Below are 21,206 nucleotides of genomic sequence, written 5' to 3'. Positions count from 1 at the left end.
ATGGGTGGGTTGCTACTGGCCGGCCGGCTGGGCGCTGCCAGCCGGCACTTCAGGTTGGGCGGCAGCGCTTTGCGTTGCTTTGACGTCCAGGGTCAGTTTGGTATCGACAGTCTGGTTCTCGGCTTTGTTTGTAACCGTGCTGTCTATATGCAGCCGGTCTGCGCTTACGCCTGAATCGATCAAGGCTTTGCGTACGGCTTCGCCGCGTGCTCTGGCCAGGGCCTGCAAATCGGATTCGGTGACCGTGATGCTGACAGTCAGTTTTTCTACGGCTTGTTCATAGTGACCTTCCTTGGGTTTCTCGAACCTGGAGACCAGTTTTTTGAGCAGACCTTTTTTGGTCAGCGTGTCGTGCAGGGCATCAATGGCTTTTTGTGTCTTGGGGTTGGACAAGTCAATCGGGCCTGCCTGCTGGCCTGCTTCAAGTTCCAGCCCCATTTCTTCTGCCACTTTGCGGCGAAGCGCGAGCTCCTGAAGCGCACGCGTATCCGCAGCGGTGTCATAGCCAGGGGTGATGCCTAGCGCTAGCCCACGTCGTTTATTGAGTGCTTCCGCCACGGTTTTAATCTTTTCCCGTTCCGGTGGCGCAAGTGCCGATGTTCCTGCTTCAAACGCAATCGCTTCCAGTTTTTCGGCGCCGCTGCCAAACAGCTTGCCCAATGCGCGGAAAGGCGAGGTGATGATTTTACTCAATACGTTCCTGATGGCTTTCCATACGATACTGCCATAGCTGAACTGAGGGTCATCCAGGCTGCCTGAGATCGGCAAGTCGAGATCAATGACGCCATCACTGTCTTCCAGAATGGCAATGGCCAGGTCCAGCGGCAGGTTTGCAGCTTCTGCGCTGTTCACTTTTTCACCCAGCTTTAATTTGTTGATGATGAATTTGTTTTCGCCCAATAATTGGCGCTGCTTGATCTTGTATTCCAGGTCAACACTCAGCTTGCCGGAGTCGATGTGCCTGCCTGCAAATTTGCCGGAATAGGGCGTCAGCCGGTTCATTTCAAGGTTCTTGAAACTTAATTTCAGGTCGGTGAAGTTCGTGGCGTTGAAAGGCTGTATCGAGCCGCGAATACGCGCTGCGCCATATTCATCGACCTTGCCGTCCAGTTCAACCTGTGCCACCGATGCGGGATTGGTCGATACCCCGTTAATGACGCCGGTAAGCGAGTGCATATCCGTGCCGAACTGCGGCGTGAGCGTCAGGTCGGCAAAGTCCAGTTCGCCATTTTCGATGCGAACCGTGTCTATATTGACCGGAAACGCCGGCGCTGGGCTGGTGCCCGCTGCCGGTACAGGCAGTTCGGCAGTATTCCTGGCCTGCGGTTGCGGTGAGGCTGCCCCCGATGTCAATGCGGCCTGGGCTGCTGAGGTATTGGCGGCCTTTGCGGTGGAGGCCGCGGGTTTGCTGGCTCGAGCTTTGCCGTCGGTCGGCGAAAGCGCTGCCGGAGGTTGATTGCGCAAGATACGTGTCAGGTTCATGCTGCCGTCTTCGTGGATGATGATTTCACCCTTCGGCTTAATGACCTGCAGTTCTGACATACTGACCAGGTTCGGGGCCAGGGTGACGGTCAGGTTTTTGCTGCTGACGCGCTCCCATTGCAGGAATGGTGCATTCGTAGCTTCTTCAATCAAGGCGAGCCTGTTGACACTGAAGCCGCCGTTAAAGGCCAGGGCGAGCTGCTTGTTTTCTTTGGCGGATAGTTTACCCGCTATATCCAATGTGCCATCGTTAAGTTTCAGCATGGCCTGCTGGTTAATGTATGGCGAGAATGGCTTGATGGCGAGCTGTGCCAGTTTCAGGTCTACATTGGCTTTAAAGGGAGCGGGGGTTAGTTTGCCTTGTGCATTGAACTGACCGCCTTGTTTAAGCCTGAACGCGGCTTTAACCGGGATGGCGCGGGACAGGTCAAGTGATGCATCCTGTATTTCAAATGCGGCTTTTTCAATATCCAGCTGCATAGGTGTTGCCGTGCTGCGGTCTTCAATATGCAGGCTGGCATTATCCAGCGCCAGTTTTTTGAGTGACACTGCCCAATCAGGTTTGCTGCCTTTTTTATTAGCTGCCTGACCTGTTTGGGTAGAAACAACAATGGCGGGTTTCAATATTGACTGCCAGTTCAGGGGTTCATTCGCAGGCTTGATGACTTCAGTCTTAAGGCCGGACAGAACGATAGACTGTATGTCGGCTTTTTGATTTTCCAGGCTTATTCCACCGCTGGTGATGTCCAGTTTTTCCAGCGTAGCAACCGGCTTGCTGAATAAAGCCGACACAACGCTAGCCCCGTTGATGCGGCTTTGCAAATTGCTGATTTCTACATTACCCTGCGGCATGGTGAGCATGAAGCCCAGGTTCAAATCGCTGACCTTCAGCTGTAACGGGTGCATCAGGCTCTGGTCATGGTAGGTTGCATGCCAGTGTTGCAGCTGAATATCATCGATATCTACCGTGAACGGGGTTTCTGATGCAGGGGCCTGTGCCTGATCGGCGGGGGCTGCTGTTTGCTCACCGGCCGGGGGTGCCAGCGCCTGCTGCCAGTCCATATTACCCGTTTTACCGCGGACGGCATTGATCTGGCCGTTTGCCAAGAGCACCTGCGCAACCTTCACCTGGCGTGTGGCTAGGTCAAACGTCAGCTGGCTGACGTCTGCCTGCGGCAGCGACAGCAGCTGGACTTTATCGTGACCATCGTCTTTTTCCAGGGACAGGCCGCTTAATTTTAAATCCAGGCCGCGGAAACTGAGCTGCGGCTTGCTGTCCCGCATCGAAAATTCCAGGTCCGGCACGGTCAGCTTGGCCTGCGTCAATGACAGCGCCCCGGTTTGCGTGACTTTAGCCGCCGCATTATCCAGCGCTAGCAGTACATTGCTGAGCAGCAGCCTGGGCTGGTCTGCAGGCATTGAAAAATCATAGGCAAAACTTGCCTGGATGTCGCCGCCCGCAGCTGCCAGGGGTAATGTTTCGCTTTTTACGATTTTCACCAGCTTTGCAAGCTGGATGTGTTTGAATGCGACTTCACCTTTGGAGGCGATCGGGTTGACGCCGATGTTGCCTTTCCATTCGAGGGAACCGCCCTGTTCCGGCAGTTTTGCTGCAATGAAGTAAGCGCCGCGATCCTGGGGCAGCGTTGAAAGGCTGTCCAGCTCAAAATCCAGTGGTGTCAGTCCGGCTTTGAATGGTTCGGGGCGGTTCGCATCTGTGTATTGGATATTGCCCTGCTTCACGGCGAGATGGCCGATCATCAGGCGCGGGATCGTATCGTCAGGCGGTGTTTTGTCTTCATTCAGCTTCGCTATCAGCGCTGCCCAGTTCAGCTGGCCTGTGCTTGATATTGCAATGTCTGCGCGAGGTGTGGTGATGCTGATTTCCTTGAATTTCCACGCGCGGCTGAATAAACCGCTTGCCTCCATATCCACGACCAGTTTATCAAAACCTGCGAGCGGGGCGCCGCTGGTTTCCGTAAGGCTGAAATCCTCAATCGTGGTTTTCAGGCGCCAGGGGTCAAACGTCATTTTGCCTATGCTGGCATTGCTGGCCAGATGGTTCTTCGCGACCCATGGCACGATGCGCTGGGCGAGCGGGTTGACGGCAAAGTAGCTGAACAGCAGGTAAAAAACAGTCAAACCGGCAACGATCTTCTGCGGTTTATTGAGATGGTAATTTTTGATTTTATTTAACATCAGGCAATCTTAGCAAAAATATTGCCTTATAGGTTGTGATGAATCATGGCTGCCTGCGGGTGTGCGGCATATGGCGCCATTGCTCATGGCCTTGTTTCCAGTATGGTTAATAATGTGTAAAAAATTAGTAAAAGAGCTTTTTAATCATACAATTAGCGCGTAAAATGCGCGGTCTTCAATAGTTTATCGAATACACCTTGGAACAATACTCAACCATGCTGGCAAAACCCGTCCAAAGCTATCGTCCTTACTGGGCGAAGCGGTTCGGGCCTGCGCCCATCCTTCCTATGTCTCGCGCTGAAATGGATGCGCTGGGCTGGGATAGCTGTGACATTATTCTGGTGACAGGCGATGCCTATATCGATCACCCAAGTTTCGGCATGGCATTGGTCGGCCGCCTGCTCGAAGCGCAGGGTTTCCGCGTGGGGATCATTGCGCAGCCTGACTGGCAGAACGCTAATGCATTCAAGGTGCTGGGCAAGCCGAACCTGTATTTCGGCGTGACAGCCGGCAATATGGATAGCATGGTCAACCGCTACACGGCTGACAGGAAAATCCGCAGTGATGATGCCTATACGCCGGATGCCGCAGCAAACAGGCGCCCGGACCGTGCCGTGCTGGTGTATAGCCAGCGCTGCCGTGAGGCTTATTCCGATGTACCGCTGGTCATTGGCAGCATTGAGGCCAGTTTGCGCCGTATCGCGCATTATGATTACTGGTCGGACAAAGTGCGCCGCAGCATTCTTGTTGATTCCAAAGCCGATATTTTATTGTACGGCAATGCAGAGCGGGCGCTGGTTGAGCTGACGCATCGTATCGCCAAAGGTGAAAAAGTGGCGGATATCCAGGATATTCGCGGTACTGCGTTTTTGCGGAAGAAAATCCCCGAAGGCTGGAGCGAGATCGAGAGCACCAGGCTCGACCGCCCCGGTACGGTAGATAAGCATGTAGACCCATATGAAATGAAGATGGGCAAGGCAGACGCCAGCTGCGCGACAGAAAGCGGTGCAAAGGCAGACTTGCCTGCCGGCACTAATGTGGTCGAGATCGTGCGCAAGCCCAAGGCGGACAGAAGCCGGCAGGTCGTTCGGTTACCGGCTTATGAAGAAGTGGCGAATGACCCGGTGCTGTATGCACACGCCTCACGCGTGCTGCATCTGGAAGCTAACCCCGGCAATGCCCGTGCGCTGGTGCAGCGTCATGGCGACCGCGAGGTCTGGCTTAACCCGCCGCCGATTCCGCTCACGACGAAAGAGATGGATTATATTTACGACATGCCGTATGCACGTAAGCCGCACCCGGCATATAAAGAGGCAAAAATCCCGGCCTGGGAGATGATCCGTTTCAGCGTGAATATCATGCGCGGCTGCTTTGGCGGCTGTACGTTCTGCAGCATTACCGAACATGAAGGCCGTATCATCCAGAGCCGTTCAGAAGGTTCGATCCTGAAGGAAATCGAGGAAATCCGCGATAAGGTCGATGGCTTTACCGGCGTGATCTCTGACCTGGGTGGCCCCACCGCCAATATGTACCGCATTGCCTGCAAGAGCGAGTCTATTGAAAAGAACTGCCGCAAACTGAGCTGCGTTTACCCCGGTATCTGTGAAAACCTGCAAACCGACCACAGCGCATTGATCCAGCTTTACCGCAAGGCGCGTGCCATTAAAGGCGTGAAGAAAATCCTGATCGGCAGCGGCGTGCGTTACGACCTGGCCGTGAAATCGCCTGAATATGTCAAGGAACTGGTACAGCACCATGTGGGCGGTTACCTGAAAATCGCGCCTGAGCACAGTGAAGATAATGTGCTGAGCAAGATGATGAAACCCGGCATGGATGCCTATGACGACTTCAAGGCCATGTTTGAAAGATTCAGTGCTGAAGCCGGTAAGAAACAATATCTGATTCCGTATTTTATTGCGGCACATCCCGGCACCACGGATGAAGACATGCTCAATCTCGCGTTGTGGCTAAAGAAATATGACTTCAAGCTGGACCAGGTGCAGACCTTTACCCCAACGCCAATGGCAATGGCTACCGCCATGTATCATTCCGGCAAGAACCCATTGCGCAAGGTGACGGCAGATTCAGAGGGGGTGCCAATCCCTAAGGCCGGCAATGTGCGCAAGCTGCACAAGGCGTTTATCCGCTACCATGACCCGAACAACTGGCCTATGCTGCGCGAGGCGCTAAACCGTATGGGGCGCCCCGACCTGATCGGCAGCGGCAAGCATTGCCTGATCCCTGCGTGGCAGCCGCTTTCCGGTAAGCCTGTGACTACGGTGCGCGGCGAGCAGCTGGAACGCACGGTAAGAAGGCGTTCCACAGAGAAGAAACGTAAGTATTCGTAAGGGTACTTTTATCAATTGATTTAATGATGAGTTATTTATGAACCTCTCTTGATTTTGTCATTCCCGCGCAGGCGGGAATGACGGTCAAGGCAAAAATTCCTGTTTTTAGTTTCAAAAGTTGAATTTATAGGCGTTCTCGTAAAACTTTTCTTGTGTGCTTAAGGTCTTGAAAAGAGTAAGGTTTGTACCTGTTGAAGTAAACCGCAGCCTTTAAAAGACTTTAATATGATTTCTAATTTCAATAATGCGGTAAAGAGGCTGATGTTACTGAGCCTTTTTGCCTTATTCAGTTTTTTATGCAGCGCAAATACATGGGCTGCTCCGGGCTTGTTCTGGAAAGCGGAATCGCCTGCCGGTGAAACGGTCTACCTGTTCGGCACTATCCATACCGATGATGATCGCGTGACTGAGTTCCCGCCTGCGGTGATGCAGGCACTTGGGTCGATTGATGTCTTCATGATGGAAACCCAGGCGCTGCAGGACAACCAGCTGTTGATGATGTCCGATGGCAACCTCAGGGATATGCTGAGCCAGGATGAGCTTGATAAAGTCTATGCGCTGACCGAGTTCCATGTGATGCATAGGGCTCAAGTGCTGCGCATGAAGCCATGGCTGCTGGCGGCGATATTTGATTCGCCCAGGCCGCTGACCCCATTCGCGCAGGATAACCTGCTGATGGCTAAAGCTGAAGACTTTGGCAAAGAGGTGCGCGGGTTGGAAACCCCGGCAGAGCACTTTAACGCGATGGATAGCCTGAGCCTTGAAGAGCAGCTGCTGTTGCTGCGTGCCGTGCTCAAACGCAGTGATGAACAGAAGCTGAATGATTATGAGCATTTGATCAGAACATACCTCGCGGGCGACAGCGATCAACTGGCTGCGCTGGATGAAAAAATCACCGGCGGCATGCTGCCGGCCGAAGTCTGGCAGCGTATGCGCTACAAGCTGCTGGATGAGCGAAATGCATTAATGGCAGCGCGTATTATCGAAGCTGCAACATCAAAAAAACTGTTTGTGGCCGTCGGTGCTTCTCACCTGGCTGGTGAAACAGGCTTGATTGTCAGCCTGAAACGGGCTGGTTTCAAATTAAGCCGGCTTAAGTAGCATGCGCCGGTTTCGAACGATGCAGGCGCTTATTGTTTGAATGCGTGTTTTTCGGCCAGCTTCCTGATGTGGTCCGCAAAATCCGGATCTTCACCGTGAAGCAGCCTGGGCAGGAGTCTGCGGAAATCCTCGCGCTCGCACCATTCGCTCATGAAGTCTTCCCACGAGCGCCAGCGCCGCAATTGCTTGCTGGACATTTTTTCATCGTAGCTCAGCAGGTAAGCGCGCTCAAACAGTGAGATCAGGATCTCGAATATCACAAGCTGGCGCTCCTGCTGTTCTTCAGTGAGGTTGGTAATTTCGCAGCTTGAGCGTAGCTGGAGGTCAGGATGCTGCATGACCAGTTTCAGGAAATCCGTGTAGTCGGCGGTAAGTAACTGGTACACTTCTTCGTCTTCGTTCTCCCGTTCTTTGCGCTGCTCGACCATGAAAGCGAATATGGCCAGGGGAAAGCCGAAAACGGTCACGATATAGCTCAGTAATTCCCAGGTTTCCAGTGTCATTTTTAACTTATGCCTGATCAGCTTGCATGATTAATGCCTTACGTGGCGGCCGGCTTCGTAATCTACACTATCAGCAGACTGTGACACATAGATCAACTGGTCAGTCGCAAAACCCAGCTCTTTGGCTTTGGCGATCAGGTGCTGTTTGATCGGATAAGGCAGCTGCGGTGTGCGTGACAGTATCCAGAAGTAGGACTTATCCGGGCCGCACAGCATCACGTAGTTATAGTAAGGCTTGTCCAGTTCGATGATGTTGTACGCGCCATAGAATGGGCCGAAGAAAGATACTTTGAGCTTGCCGGTATAGCTGCCATCTGCATTTTCAGGGTCGACAAAATAGGCTTTGCCTTCGGCTTCTTTCCATTTTTTAGTTTCAGGGTTGAAGCCCCGGTTGACGACTTTGATCCCGCCGTCATCACGCAGGCTGTAAGTCGCGGTGACATTGACCAGGCCGCGCTCAAAGCTGTGATCCAGGCGTGCGATTTCATACCAGGTGCCCAGATACTGGCTGGCATCAATGCCATTCACCACTTTAATGCCGTCCGGGACGCCCATGCAGGATGTCAGCATCAGCGTGCACAGCATCAACAGCTGGTTTCGTATCGTTATCATGGCTTTGGCCGCTTGCATCATTAAGTGTCCCCTGTTTATGCTGTGGCCTGGTTTTCCTGCGGCTTCAGCTTAAGCAGGTCTTCTTCACTTAGCCAGCGCCATTCGCCAACTTTCAAGTCATCGGGCAGTTTCAGCTGCCCGATCTGGATACGTTTCAAGCCTTCGACACGGTTGCTGATGGCTGCCACCATGCGTTTTACCTGGTGGTATTTACCTTCTGCCAGCGTCATGTGGATGACATGGTCGCTGATCTTTTCGCAGGATAATGCTGCAATCGGCGCATCTTCATCAATGAGCTGCACGCCTTTCAGTATATGCGCAATCTGCTCATCGCTCACCGGATGTTTACAGGTCACTTCATATATCTTGGGCACTTTCCATTTTGGCGAGCTCATTTTGTGAATGAACTGGCCATCGTCCGAAATCAGGATCAGCCCGGTCGTATCTTCATCCAGCCGGCCTATGCACTGTACGCCGCGCTCCACCAGCGGATGCGGCAGCAGGCTGTAGATGGTAGGGTGATGCTGGGTTTTGTGCGAGCATTCGTAATTGCCCGGCTTGTGCAGCATCAGGTAGGACTTTTCATGGTAAACCCATGGTTCGCCTTTGATGGTGTAACTGAGTTTGTCGGTGTCGAATGCGGCATCGGGATCATCGCAAAGTTCGCCGTTCACGGTGACTTCTTCGTTGATGATTAAAATGCGGCATAGTTTGCGCGAGCCAAAGCCCTGATTATGCAAAATGCGTTCTATAGAGAGTTTCTTAGCCATGGCTGTATTATAGCCGTCTCAGCAGAAACGCCCACATCATGCGGGCGTTTTTTTAGTCAGGCAGTCTGCATGGCGGCAGGTTTAATCATCGGCTGCTATGAAGTTATAAACCAGCGCACCTATGATGCCGCCGACAATCGGTGCCAGCCAGAACAGCCAGAGCTGGTCAATGTAGGCGGTGCCTGCAAACAGCGCCTGGCTTGTGCTGCGTGCCGGGTTGACGGAAGTGTTGGTCACCGGGATGCTGATCATGTGAATGAGTGCAAGCGTCAGGCCGATGGCGAGCGGGGCAAGGCCGGCAGGTGCGCGTTTGTCTGTTGCCCCCATGATGATGAACAGGAACACGGCGGTCATGACAACTTCACAGACAAATGCGGCCTGCAGCGAGAATTTATGCGGTGATAGTTCTGCATAGCCATTGGCTGCGAAACCGCCGACGATGAATCCTTCCTGTCCACTGGCAATGACGTAAATCACCATGGCGGCGAGCACTGCGCCCAGCACCTGCGCCACAACGTAAAAAGGCAAGTCTTTTGCACTGAAACGGCCACCGGCAACCAGACCCACAGAAACGGCAGGGTTCAGGTGGCAGCCCGAAATATGGCCGATGGCATAGGCCATGGTGACCACCGTTAAACCGAAAGCAAGTGATACGCCTAAGTATCCCAGGCCCAGGTCTGGTATGCCTGCGGCTAATACTGCGCTGCCGCAGCCGCCTAAAACCAGCCAGAACGTACCGATCAACTCTGCTAATGAACGTTTTGTTAATGACATAGATAACCCCCGTGATTGTTGAATTTTTGATAAAGGCCAACGTCTGCTACAGCGGTAATTTACTGCAATCCTGTTACGCTCACAAGACAAGTTCGGTTAAACTAGCCATTTAGTCTGTAAACAATCGTTATATGTCTTTTAAACACATCACTTCGCGCGACAACCCTATTTTCAAGCAGCTCAAGAAATTTGCCGATAATGCACGCGAGCGGCGCAGCGAAGGCAAGACCCTGCTGGATGGCGTGCATCTCATCGAAGCTTATATGGCAACATTCGGATTGCCCGATGTTGTCATCATCCCTGAAGGTAAAAGCACAGTAGAGGCCACTGGCCTGATTCAGGAGCTGGCTGATGTTTCTACGGTCATGCTGCCGACCCTGATGTTCGCGGAGCTGACGCCGGTTGCCAGCGCTACAGGCATATTGGCACTGGTTAAGCTGCCACAGCTGCCTGTGCCTGAAGCGCCACAGTTTGTATTGATGCTGGAAGATATCCAGGACCCGGGCAACCTTGGCAGCATGCTGCGTACCGCAGCTGCAGCCGGGGTCGAAGTGGCTTATCTAAGCACCAGCTGTACCGATGCCTGGTCGCCAAAAGCGTTAAGAGGGGGGCAGGGCGCGCAGTTTGTGCTGCCTATCGTCGAGCGTGCCGACTTGATTGCGGAACTAGGAAATTTCCGGGGCGACAGTTATGCAGCGACAATGACAGGCGAGTCTGTCTATGCGCAGGACTTGACCCAGCCCACCGCTTTTGTCATCGGTAATGAGGGCGCCGGCCTGCGCAAGCAGACCATTGCAGCGGCGACGAAAGCCATCACGATTCCGATGGCGGATCATTCCGTAGAATCCCTTAATGCAGGTGCTGCGGCAGCCGTCTGCCTGTTTGAGCGCAAACGCCAGGTGCTGTAATGCAGGTTGACTTTATGCAGAAGCGGTTAAGTGCCTATATGCGCCATCAGCCAGAATGGCCTGGCGATGCTTTCGGTAAAAATATAACCGGATTCACTGCGATCGAAATGATGGTTGTCATAGCGATTCTTGCCATTCTGGCAACCATCGCCATTCCTTCAGGCATGGCGCGCATCGTCAAAGAACAGGTCGTGACCGCAATGCCGCTGGCCGATATTGCAAAAGCACCGGTTGCGGCGAGCTGGAAGCTGGAAAAAACCTTACTGGCCGATAATGAAGCGGCAGGCCTGCCTGCGCATAATAAGATTGTGAATAATTATGTCAGCGGCGTGCTTGTGGAAAATGGTGCAATTCATATGACTTTCGGTAACAAGGCTCATCCGATAATCAAAGGCAAAACGCTATCAATGCGCCCGGCCGTGATTGAGGACTCGCCCATTGTTCCGGTGACCTGGGTTTGCGGCAACGCAAAAGCGCCGGAACAAATGACGGTTATGGGCGCCAATAAGACGGATATTGCGCCCGAGTATTTGCCGTATATCTGCAAATAGAGCGTTTGATCAGTCTCTTGTATCGTATTTAATGTACTTCTTTGCTGCCTTGCGCAGCAACATCGCTCACCATTAATTGCGCCGCATCCACTTTATCGAACTGGTAGTGCGTATTGCAGAAGTCACAGTTCACTTCGATCTTGCCTTGTTCCTCAAGAATACCGGTAATTTCATCATTGCCCAGCATGCGTAGCATGTTGGCAACGCTGGACCTGGTGCAGCTGCAAAAGAATTTTGTGTTGCTCGCCTCAAACAGCCTTACGTCTTCTTCATGGAATAAGCGGTGCAGAAGGGTTTCTGTCGGCAGGTGCAGCAGCTCATCATCAGTCACCGTGTCTGCCAGGTGGCCAACGCGGTTCCATGCATCGAGGTCATGTGCAATGGATTCTTCGCTTTGCGTTACCTGGTTCATGACTTCAGGCAGTTTCTGCAGCAGCATGCCTGCAGCGGAGTTGCCGTCGCAGCATAACCAGATCCTGGTGTCGATCTGTTCGGAGCGCAGCATGTAATTTTCAAGAATGGTGCTGATGTCACTGCTTTCGATCGGGACGATACCCTGGTAAGTCTGCCCGCCGTCTTTGGGGTCCAGGGTGATCACAAACTGGCCATGCTCGATCAGGTCAAACAGGTTCTGCTCGTCGCCGATGTCGCCGTTCCATTTTGCTGTGGCGCGAATGCCAAAGTCGGAAGTGCATTCTACAACCAGTAATTTCAGCTTGCCCGTGCTTTGAATCTGCAAGACTAAAGAGCCATTCATCTTCAGTGTGGCAGTCAGCAGGGCGCTTGCGGCCATGAGTTCGCCCAGCGCGCGTTTCAGGCCGGCCGGCAGATGCTGTTTGTTCAGTGCGAGCTGAAAGGTATTGGTCAGGTTCACGATGTTGCCGCGAACCGGCGTGTTTTCAAATAGAAAACGGTTGAGAGTGTCATTAGCTTTATCCATGCCGTGATTTTAACATAGCATGCATTTTTAGATGGTGGCGCCTTCTTTATATCTGCATTCGTCAATAAAAAAGCCCCGGCAAGGTTTGCCGGGGCTGGTCAGGCTGGTTTCAACCCGTCGTTTAGAAATTGTAGATCAGTGTTGCACGGCCTGTGAGCGGGGCACCGGGCACGATGTTGTTATTGTTGTGTGCGCTCAAGGCATACTCTTTGTTGGTCAGGTTTTCCAGATTAACCTGCAAGCGCAGGTTTTTGCTGAATTTGCCATAAACGGCTGCATCAAAGCGGGTGTAGCCCGGCAGCAAGGTGCTGGTCGTCGTGGTCGGTGTCAGTGCGTACATGTCTGAGCGGCTTACCATACCGATTGCAGCGCCCCAGACCTCGTTGAAGTCGTAGCGATTCCACAATGAGAATGTATGTTTCGGGGTTTGTCCCAGGTCGGTGCCGCTGGTGTACTGGCTGCCGCTGATGTTCTGGTCTTTGGTGATTTCGCCGTGCTGGTAAGCGTAGCCGCCAAATATGCTCCATTTGTCAGTCAGCTTGCCTGAAATGCCTAATTCGAGGCCTTTGGTTTCCTGACCGTCAACCAGGATGGTCTGCCCAGGGATGTCTGACGCTGCGGCGATATTCTCGCGCACAAGTTTGTAGATGGCCGCGGTCAGGGCCAGGTCAGGATTGACATCGAACTTGGCGCCGATTTCATGGTTGGTGAATTTTTCAGGCGACAGGCTGGTCGTGCTGGCGCTCAAGCCGGTTAGCTGATCCCCCGCACGCGGTACGAAAGATTGGCTATAGCTGGCATACAGCGACAGGTTTTCCATCGGTTTGTATATCAGACCTGCACGTGGTGAAACTTTGTTATCCGTTACGCTTAACTTGACATTCCTGGTCGGGTCGGCAGTTGTTGGCAAGTCGGTATAGTCAAGTTCGAATTTGTCATGCCTGACGCCCAGCACCATTTCCCATTTGGGTGACAGGATGATCTGGTCTTGCAGGTAGAAAGCCGTGATGTTTGCTTCACTTTTCCGGTGGATCCTTAAATTGTTAAGGTTTAATGTGCCGGTAAATGCCGGGTCTTCTGCATTTACGTTACCTGTTGCGCCGGGGAGATTGTCGTTGGAGCCGTTAGGGGAGAGCCTGAAGTTCTTGGTGTCCTGCCTGCCGAGTTCCATGCCCGCGAGCAGCCGGTGTTCAAAACCTCCGGCTTTCAGGTTGTAAGTGAGGTCGGTCTGGTTGATCAGGTTCTGGCGGTCGGTTCCTTCATGGTATGCGCCTAAATCTACGGTACCGTCTGCTTTTACCGCGCCCCTTGCATATACGTTCTGGTAAAACTTGTCGTAATCTGCATAGCGGGTGCGGTTGCGTACAGTCAGGCCGTTATCGAAAGCATGTTCGATCAAGGCATTGAATGCTTTTGTTTCCGTTTCGTTGGGGCTGAGTCTTGCGCTGCCAAAGAAAGTGCTGTGGTCGCCAATATCATAGGCGCGGTTTTTCAAACCGGTGCCGATAGACGGCATGCCGCGGTCACCAATTCTTTTATCCATGAAGTACTCGGCACTCAATACAATCTTGGTGCTATCGGTAGGCTTGATGGTCAAGGTAGGTGTGATGCCGTAACGCTCCAGGTTAACCCCGTCACGATAACTGTTGGCATCCTCGTAGACTGTGTTCAGGCGGAATGCCGCAACATCGTTAATACCATTACCAACATCGATGGTGGCACGTTTCTGGTCATAAGCGCCATAGGTGAGCGACAGCTCGCGTACCGGATCCCAGCCAGCTTCCTTGCTCACGCGGTTGATCACGCCACCGGAACCGCCGCGGCCGAAAATCATCGCATTGGAGCCTCTCAGCACTTCGATGCGGTCAGTGTTGTACAAGTCACGGTAAGTTTGAATATCATCGCGAACACCATCCAGATAAAAGTCACCTGTGGTCACGCCTGCACCACGGAAGTTCAAGGCATCGCGGTTGCCTTCACCCTGCGACGCGGTAACACCCGGCACATAACGCACAGCTTCGCTGATGCTCTGGATGGATTGGTCTTTCATTACATCCTGCGTGACTACAGTGACCGACTGAGGCGTATCTTTTAAATCGGTATCGGTCTTGGTGGCGGAGCGGCTGCTTTTTGCGTTGTAGCCCTTGACCGGTTTTGTGTCGCTTTCCGCTTTTCCGACCACTTCAACTTCTTTCAATTCGATGGCATTTTTAGCTGGTGCTTCGGCATATGCCGTGCCGTGTGACGCACCGGCTGCCAGGCCAAGCCCGAGGATTGCAAGCTGAATCGCTGATTTCAGCCTTGAGTTTTCATATGGAAATGCGGATGCATTCTGATTGAGTGATAGCCTGGCTTGCGTCGTTTTCATTACGGGTCCTGAGAGCGGATGTTAAGTTGCATCCATGATAATGCAAATGAGAATGGTTATCAAATACAACTTAAGTAGTATGTCGGAAAGTTACGATAAGAAATACTGATAAATCATCAACATCCGTGCGGATCCATGTTTGACGGGCTGGGTTGGAGTCGGCTCAGGCTGCATCAAGTTTAAGTGTTTTCAAGGCCGGGACTTTGGAAAGCTGCCAATGGCTGAAAGCCCATTGCCAGACAGTGCTTTTATCTTCATGTATTAAAGCTGCCGGCGGTGTCTGGCCAAGAAAATCCAGTGCCCGGATTAAATGCAATGAAGTGTTGGCGATATCCAGGGGCGAGGCTAGCGTCTGTTTGCTGAGTTTCTCGCCGGCATTGTTGCAGGCAACAGGCACATGCGCATAACAAGGGGTGGTGAAATTCAGCATTTGCTGCAGGTAAATCTGGCGCGGCGTAGAATCCAGCAGGTCGGCGCCGCGCACTATATGCGTGATGCCTTGTGCGGCATCGTCCACGACGACTGCCAGCTGGTAAGCAAACAAGCCATCTGCGCGCTTTAGAATAAAATCACCGATATCTGTATTCAAGGATTGGCTGACCTCGCCTTGAACCGCATCCTGGAAGCGGATATTGACAGCATCGGTTCTAATGCGCCAGGCAATTGCCGCATCGTGCTTGATCGGGTTCTGCAGGCAGGTTCCCGGATAAATGACCCCTTCAATACCAAAGCTGGTGCTTGAATCGTTGATCTCTTTACGGGTACAGGTGCAAGGGTAGATCAGCTGCTTGGCCTTTAATGCTTCAAGCGCCTCGTTATAGAAACGGTCGCGCATGCTTTGATACAGCACAGGTCCATCCCACTCGAATGCAAAGGCTTCCAGCTGGCGCAGGATAGTTTCCGCAGCACCTTTGGCGGTGCGTGGTTTATCCAGGTCTTCCATACGCAGCAGCCATCGTCCCCCGTTTTTCCTGGCATCGCAATAGCTGGCAACTGCGGCTACCAGAGAGCCAAAATGCAGCGGACCGGTAGGTGAGGGGGCAAAGCGACCGATATACATCTGGCAGGCGGCTTAATTTACAGGTTGCAGGTAAGGCGGGATATGCCAGGAGCCTAGTTGGTTGCCCAGCAGCATCAGGTGGCAGTGCAGGCGGTCATCGCCGCTGGCGCTTACATCGAACTCATAAGTGCGCAGCAGCTGCATATGACCTTTACGGTTGCGTCCTAACCATATGCGGCTGCAGACCACTGACTCATCAAGTAGTTGCAGGTTGAATCTGGAAGCGAGTTCTCCCCCCAGCAGGATTGCCCTTTCGCGCTTGTCAAGGCTGTCAATCCAGAACCATGCAATGGCTAGTAATATCACGATTAATGCTATTTCCATAAAAAACCCTGGTAATAAAATTCCGGTAAAAAATTTGGATTGCCGATCAGTATTGAGGGCACGTGTCCATTCTACCCAGCTGGCGGCATCTTACTGGTAAAACCTTAAAAATATAAGTATGGAATCCATCTGTATCTGATTTTTGCTGATAGTGTGATTATGTGTTGCATATATAAAACTAGCGCTGGGTTTTTATATATAATACTTATAGAAAAATCGACGGCAGTTCTAAAAACTGACGATCCAATACACATAATAAACAAATTTCTATAATTAAATTGCAAGTGCAAACCAGTATCCTTTCTGAATAATGGTTTTCCTGGTTGTTGAATCGAAATAATAATCAATGAATATGATCCGTGAAAAAGAAGCAATCAATGCCTATTTGAAATTGCTGCAATCAAAAGGGGCAACAAGTTCCCTGCTGCATAAGCGTTCATTGTTTTTGGATAAGCTGAGTGTCAGCCTGCAGGACCTGGCGCTTGATGGCGCTGCGTATCGGGTCGCCATTGAAAATATAATGGAATCCGTTCCGGCAGATCACTGGCATGAGAATCTTACCGCTGCACGCGAGTTTTACCCGTTCTGGCTGAAAGACATCAAGGCGATTGCCGCGCTCAACAAGAACCCCGGCTTTGAGGTTCCGCCCGTTGATTGGAAGCCGGATTTCGTTTCATTGAAAGCATTGACGGATAGTCTGGAAACCGAAAAGTTCGACACTTCTGAAAACTGGCCGTTAAAGGCTTACACACAGGCTTTGCGCCAGGAGGGCGCAGAGCAGGCACTGGTGGATACCCGGGTCAAGCTGGCAAAGATCATCCTGATCCGTTTAAGAAGTGCGCCGGAAAAGAGCGGTGCCATGTACAGAACCGCTGTTGACCTGACTTTGCCGTTATTCACCATCAAGCAGAACAGAAGGCTGTTCCTGGTTGTGGTCAGGGAGTTTTATCATTTCTGGTCGGGTAACCCGGATGCTGCAAGCATGGTGCTCAAAGATGGTTCCGGCAGCATGCTGCTGTAATTGCGGGGTTTGAGTTAGCCGCTTTTTACTGCTGATCGCATCATTTGGCCCTGATTAAAAATGCACCTTCCGGTATGTACGTCAAATTTGTACCAGTTCCAATTTGCATAAATTCAGGTTTGCACAAATAAAGTGCATTGCATCCTTGCATGCACTTTCTCGGTGCGTTGCCATGTTTTGTGTAATACTAATATCCATATAAAACAAAAGGTTAACTTTTGGCTTATTCTTTGCTTGTATTCATCGGCTTAAATGTTAAGAGGTGACATATAAATGGAAGCGTTAGTAACAGCAAATGATGTGCTATTTGTATTGCTTGGTGCCATTATGGTGCTGGCAATGCATGCCGGCTTTGCATTTTTGGAAGTCGGCACTGTGCGTAAGAAAAACCAGACCAATGCGCTGGTGAAAATCATGGTGGATTTTTCCGTATCGACAATCGCTTATTTTTTTATCGGTTACAGCATTGCCCACGGCATCAGTTTTTTCAGCGGTGCAGATGTGCTGGCGGCTAAAAATGGCGTCGAGCTGGTTAAGTTTTTCTTTTTACTTACTTTTGCGGCGGCAATTCCGGCAATTATCTCCGGTGGTATTGCGGAGCGTGCAAAATTCAACCCGCAAATGGCTGCAACTTTCATACTGGTGGGGTTGGTGTACCCATTCTTTGAAGGTATTGCATGGAGCGGCCATTATGGCATCCAGGATTGGCTGAAACTTACTTTCGGTGCACCGTTCCGTGATTTTGCCGGCTCGGTGGTCGTGCATGCGATGGGGGGCTGGATTGCCGTTGTCGCCGTTGTGCTGCTTGGCGCACGTCGTGGCCGTTACAGCAAGGATGGTCGCCTGCATGCCTATCCGCCTTCAAATATTCCGTTTCTGGCTTTGGGTGCATGGATACTGACCGTAGGCTGGTTCGGTTTCAATGTGATGTCCGCGCAGTCTATCCAGGGGATTTCCGGGCTGGTTGCGGTCAATTCACTCATGGCGCTGGTCGGCGGTACTTTGGCGGCACTGGTGCTGGGTAAGAACGACCCCGGATTTGTACACAATGGACCGTTGGCAGGCCTGGTTGCTGTCTGTGCCGGCTCCGATATCATGCATCCGCTGGGTGCTCTGGTGACCGGGGCTGTGGCTGGCGTGATATTCGTGCTTACATTTACCTTGACCCAGAACCGCTGGAAAATCGATGATGTACTCGGTGTCTGGCCTTTGCACGGGCTGTGCGGTGCATGGGGCGGTATCGCCGCCGGTATTTTTGGCGCAAAATCGCTGGGCGGGCTGGGCGGCGTGAGTTTGATGTCACAGCTCATCGGCACCGGGTTGGGGGTTGCAGTTGCGGTTACTGGCAGCTTTATTGTGTATGGCACGCTTAAAAAGATAGTCGGCATTCGCCTGAGTGCGGAAGAAGAGTTTGACGGTGCGGACCTGAGCATTCATAAAATCAACTCGATGGCGGATGATTGAGCCTGAATGCTTTTGATATAAATAAATCAAGCCTGCCAAGACTAAGCAGTAAGAAAAAGAAAAATCCCTTGGAAATTACAATGCCTCAAGGGATTTTTCATTTCTAGCCTGTAATTAGGCCATTTCCGGTTGCAGCTATCTTAAGATTTCTAGTCAATTAGCTGCGCTTCAGTCGCAGCGCTTAATGGTTTCTAGCATCTCTTGGACTCATGCCGTATTTTTTCTTGTATGCCCGGCTAAAATGCGAGAAGTCATTAAATCCCCATTGCAGTGCAACATCAGATATTCTGTTTGGAAAACAATCTGGGCTGGATAGTTCTTTGTGACAATGCGTTAACCTGGAATTCCAAACGTAGCGCATGAGAGATGTACCTTCGTATTGAAGTAATTCATTGATATATCTTGCTGACAATCCTGTACCAGACTCAATTGCAGCTGTATCTAACAAAGGGTTGGTAATGTTGCGCTCTATAAACTCTTTTACTCTGAATAAAGAAAGAGAGCGACTTCTTGATAGATTGTGACTTTGTGGTCGAATGCCATTGAGTGCTAAAGTAAATAAATCTAAAGAATTCTCAGACAAGGCATCAAATGTATTACGCGAGATTCTGTCCGCTTCCCTGGCCATTGATTGAATGAAGTGTGAGGCAATGCTCCCCGCGCCTTGTTCGCTTTTAATATGTAAAGCGGTGCAGTGTTCTACGCCAGCAAGTCTTTCCCGCATAAGCTTTCTGGGGATCGATATGATGAGTTTAGAGAAGCTCTCAGGGCAATGGATACGATGTGGACGTGTTGCATCATAGATCGTCATGTCACCAGGTTTTAAGAATACTTCACGGTTGTTTTGTTCAAGCAGATATTCTCCTGCAAGCAGAATCACGCCAAAATAGGCATCTTGGCTAATCAGACTGGGTTCTTTAGGCAGTCGCGTAATAGTAATGCTATTTGAATGAATGACAGACAAACGCATCAGCTTACCCGAATAGATAGCCATTTCATTGAACAGCCTCTCGCTTCGAGGTGGCGTTATATCGACATTCGCATACTCGCGTCCGATGACCTCACGCAACCATTCCTGTCTGCACCAGGCAGGAATATCCTCTGTTGAAAGTCGAAGTGGTCGATTAAGCTGTTCTGAATTCAAGTCTTGCTGTCCCATTCAATTATTCCTAATTGTTCGACACCAGCCATATTAGCCGCATTGCATTGCTTGTGTAAATCGACAGAACACCGTTTAAGTCAATTATTACAGCCTTTTTGAACAAGTTTTTAAAATCATTCTTGTTAATCTAACGGATGTTTTTTTATTAGATAAATAAGGAGGATGCATGTTACAAGAAGACCGAAAGTATGCTGGAAATGTTGTTCTGATTCGCGGTGCCGCACTGTGGTTACTCATGGCGTTGTTATTAGCCTGGTGCATGGTCGGTTTGAATTTTGGGGTAGAACCGCTCCAGTCGATCTTTGCTGGCAAGTTCACACGTTTATTGCAGGCACATATTGATTTTCTGTTAATGACGGCACTGATTCTAGGGGTATATGCAACCAAAGTGCCATTGCCTTGGCATGTGCGTTGGGCAATGGTTGTGGGGGCATTTACCAACTCCAGCTTGTTTCTATTGATGGCTGTCTTCCCCGGATTGGATAGCCCAACAATACCGCCGCCAGAATGGTTTAAGTTTTACTTATTTGCCAGTATTCTGATCACCAGCTATGGTTTCGGTAAGGCGGCTGTTTACGTTCTGCGATCAACCTTCAATAGAGCTTAATTTTGATCGCAGAATTTTAATGAGCCCACTGCACTTACGTTTGGTAAGTAACGGTACATATTTATGGCTGGCCCTGATAGGGCTGGCCATAGCCATATGGAATCCCAAAGTAGATTTACCCAGAGACTTTCGGCATTACATGTTTGTGGTGGATATCACGCAAAGCATGAATGTGGAAGACATGCAATTTAATAACGTATCTGTCAGCAGGTTAAATTACACCTTACAGCTCTTGAGGAGCACGATTAAAGACCTGTCATGCGGTACTAAAGTCAGTATCGCCTTATTTTCCAACGCAGAAATTGTACCGCTATATATCCCGATCGAAGTTTGTTCGAACTTTGACATTCTGGATGACACATTAAGTCACATCGAGTGGCGTATGGCTTGGCGGGGAAGTAGTCACCTGCGTTTGGCTTTGCTGAACGCGACAAGTGTACTGCTATTGATGCCGGAACCTACCCAGATTATTTTTTTTACCGATGGCGATGAGGCCGCCCCACTGAATGCGATTACCAAAGTTGATTTGACTCCCATGCAAGGAAGTAGCAGTTGGCTATTAGCGGGTGTAGGCTCAGATAAGCCTTCACCAGTGCCCAAATTTAACAGCAAAGATGAAGTAATAGGATACTGGTCGCATTATGCGATTAAGATAGAGCCCAGCCAGATAGTGAATGAAGACTCGGTTGGGAAACGTGATGACTCCATTGCCTCTGATCCTAATGAATATTACTTATCAGCTTTACGTGAAGGTTATTTAAAAGAGCTAGCCAATGAGATTGGCGCAAGCTATACAAGAGCAGATACGCAAAAAAATCTAACAACGAGTTTAGAGAAGTTGCCTCCTGCAGGTCATGGCAATGTGTCTGTTAATATTGGTTGGCTATTTGCGCTTCTAGCGATGTTTTGTATTCTTGCTGAATATATCATGACCTGTTCCCCAAAGCCGGTCAATGCTAATGAATAAAGTCAGGCAGAAGATAGTGAAGGCTGCCTGAACAGATAATTTAAA

The 21,206-nt window shown here is 50.9% G+C and carries 18 protein-coding genes; 8 read left to right on the top strand and 10 right to left on the bottom strand.

Features of this window, described 5'->3' with window-relative positions:
- Positions 1-12 precede the first annotated feature (12 nt).
- Positions 13-3,681 carry a DUF748 domain-containing protein gene (locus tag GQ51_RS04115; RefSeq protein WP_047550127.1) on the bottom strand — a complete coding sequence of 1,223 codons (3,669 nt, stop codon included), beginning with the start codon at positions 3,679-3,681 and terminating at the stop codon, positions 13-15.
- Between the two features lie 215 nt (positions 3,682-3,896).
- Here GQ51_RS04115 and GQ51_RS04110 point away from each other — a divergent pair, with 215 nt between their 5' ends.
- Both GQ51_RS04110 and GQ51_RS04105 read left to right on the top strand, forming a co-directional pair.
- Positions 3,897-6,029, top strand: a complete 2,133-nt coding sequence (locus tag GQ51_RS04110) for a YgiQ family radical SAM protein (protein ID WP_047550125.1) — start codon at positions 3,897-3,899, stop codon at positions 6,027-6,029.
- A 261-nt stretch (positions 6,030-6,290) separates the two neighbouring features.
- A complete protein-coding gene (locus GQ51_RS04105) occupies positions 6,291-7,130 on the top strand; it encodes a TraB/GumN family protein (RefSeq protein WP_235276163.1) in 840 nt (279 codons plus the stop codon).
- 29 nt (positions 7,131-7,159) lie between these two features.
- Here the strand turns inward: GQ51_RS04105 and GQ51_RS04100 are convergent, their stop codons facing one another.
- The 4 genes from GQ51_RS04100 to aqpZ all read right to left on the bottom strand — a co-directional run bounded on the left by GQ51_RS04100 (position 7,160) and on the right by aqpZ (position 9,789).
- Positions 7,160-7,633 carry a hypothetical protein gene (locus GQ51_RS04100; protein ID WP_047550120.1) on the bottom strand — a complete coding sequence of 158 codons (474 nt, stop codon included), beginning with the start codon at positions 7,631-7,633 and terminating at the stop codon, positions 7,160-7,162.
- Positions 7,634-7,663: 30 nt separating this feature from the next.
- Complete coding sequence (locus GQ51_RS04095) at positions 7,664-8,266, bottom strand: lipocalin family protein (RefSeq protein ID WP_442922089.1); 603 nt, start codon at positions 8,264-8,266, stop codon at positions 7,664-7,666.
- 14 nt (positions 8,267-8,280) lie between these two features.
- Positions 8,281-9,015, bottom strand: a complete 735-nt coding sequence (locus tag GQ51_RS04090) for a pseudouridine synthase (RefSeq protein WP_047550117.1) — start codon at positions 9,013-9,015, stop codon at positions 8,281-8,283.
- Positions 9,016-9,096: 81 nt separating this feature from the next.
- Positions 9,097-9,789: an aquaporin Z gene (aqpZ, locus tag GQ51_RS04085; protein ID WP_047550114.1), complete on the bottom strand. Its 693-nt coding sequence runs from the start codon at positions 9,787-9,789 to the stop codon at positions 9,097-9,099.
- Between the two features lie 131 nt (positions 9,790-9,920).
- On the opposite strand from aqpZ, the gene GQ51_RS04080 reads away from it, so the two are divergent.
- Together GQ51_RS04080 and GQ51_RS04075 are read left to right on the top strand one after the other, a co-directional pair.
- Positions 9,921-10,697, top strand: a complete 777-nt coding sequence (locus tag GQ51_RS04080; protein ID WP_047550112.1) for a TrmH family RNA methyltransferase — start codon at positions 9,921-9,923, stop codon at positions 10,695-10,697.
- The gene (locus GQ51_RS04075) at positions 10,697-11,248 is read left to right on the top strand and encodes a pilin (RefSeq protein ID WP_235276162.1); all 552 of its coding nucleotides are present in this window, start codon (positions 10,697-10,699) and stop codon (positions 11,246-11,248) included. Before GQ51_RS04080 ends, GQ51_RS04075 begins: the two co-directional genes overlap by 1 nt.
- A gap of 28 nt (positions 11,249-11,276) precedes the next feature.
- On the opposite strand, the gene hslO is transcribed toward GQ51_RS04075, so the two are convergent.
- The 4 genes from hslO to GQ51_RS04055 all read right to left on the bottom strand — a co-directional run bounded on the left by hslO (position 11,277) and on the right by GQ51_RS04055 (position 15,940).
- Complete coding sequence (hslO, locus tag GQ51_RS04070; RefSeq protein WP_047550109.1) at positions 11,277-12,188, bottom strand: Hsp33 family molecular chaperone HslO; 912 nt, start codon at positions 12,186-12,188, stop codon at positions 11,277-11,279.
- Positions 12,189-12,309: 121 nt separating this feature from the next.
- On the bottom strand, positions 12,310-14,556 hold the full coding sequence (locus tag GQ51_RS04065; protein ID WP_047550106.1) for a TonB-dependent receptor: 2,247 nt from the start codon (positions 14,554-14,556) through the stop codon (positions 12,310-12,312).
- A 163-nt stretch (positions 14,557-14,719) separates the two neighbouring features.
- Complete coding sequence (gene gluQRS, locus GQ51_RS04060; protein ID WP_047550103.1) at positions 14,720-15,616, bottom strand: tRNA glutamyl-Q(34) synthetase GluQRS; 897 nt, start codon at positions 15,614-15,616, stop codon at positions 14,720-14,722.
- Positions 15,617-15,628: 12 nt separating this feature from the next.
- The gene (locus tag GQ51_RS04055) at positions 15,629-15,940 is read right to left on the bottom strand and encodes a DUF3301 domain-containing protein (protein WP_047550100.1); all 312 of its coding nucleotides are present in this window, start codon (positions 15,938-15,940) and stop codon (positions 15,629-15,631) included.
- A 346-nt stretch (positions 15,941-16,286) separates the two neighbouring features.
- Here GQ51_RS04055 and GQ51_RS04050 point away from each other — a divergent pair, with 346 nt between their 5' ends.
- Both GQ51_RS04050 and GQ51_RS04045 read left to right on the top strand, forming a co-directional pair.
- A complete protein-coding gene (locus tag GQ51_RS04050; RefSeq protein WP_047550097.1) occupies positions 16,287-16,961 on the top strand; it encodes a hypothetical protein in 675 nt (224 codons plus the stop codon).
- Positions 16,962-17,234: 273 nt separating this feature from the next.
- On the top strand, positions 17,235-18,425 hold the full coding sequence (locus tag GQ51_RS04045) for an ammonium transporter (RefSeq protein WP_047550094.1): 1,191 nt from the start codon (positions 17,235-17,237) through the stop codon (positions 18,423-18,425).
- Between the two features lie 181 nt (positions 18,426-18,606).
- Here GQ51_RS04045 and GQ51_RS04040 read toward each other — a convergent pair whose 3' ends face one another.
- Positions 18,607-19,584 (bottom strand): helix-turn-helix domain-containing protein, encoded by a 978-nt coding sequence (locus GQ51_RS04040; RefSeq protein WP_047550091.1) that lies wholly within the window; start codon positions 19,582-19,584, stop codon positions 18,607-18,609.
- A gap of 169 nt (positions 19,585-19,753) precedes the next feature.
- Here GQ51_RS04040 and GQ51_RS04035 point away from each other — a divergent pair, with 169 nt between their 5' ends.
- The gene (locus tag GQ51_RS04035) at positions 19,754-20,194 is read left to right on the top strand and encodes a hypothetical protein (RefSeq protein WP_047550088.1); all 441 of its coding nucleotides are present in this window, start codon (positions 19,754-19,756) and stop codon (positions 20,192-20,194) included.
- A gap of 19 nt (positions 20,195-20,213) precedes the next feature.
- Positions 20,214-21,161 (top strand): vWA domain-containing protein, encoded by a 948-nt coding sequence (locus GQ51_RS04030; RefSeq protein WP_160279996.1) that lies wholly within the window; start codon positions 20,214-20,216, stop codon positions 21,159-21,161.
- Positions 21,162-21,206: the final 45 nt, after the last annotated feature.

The sequence above is a fragment of the Methylotenera sp. G11 genome (assembly GCF_000799735.1).
GTDB lineage: Bacteria > Pseudomonadota > Gammaproteobacteria > Burkholderiales > Methylophilaceae > Methylotenera.
Note: the sequence above shows the minus strand (reverse complement) of the source record. Positions and strands in the feature narration are given on the sequence as shown.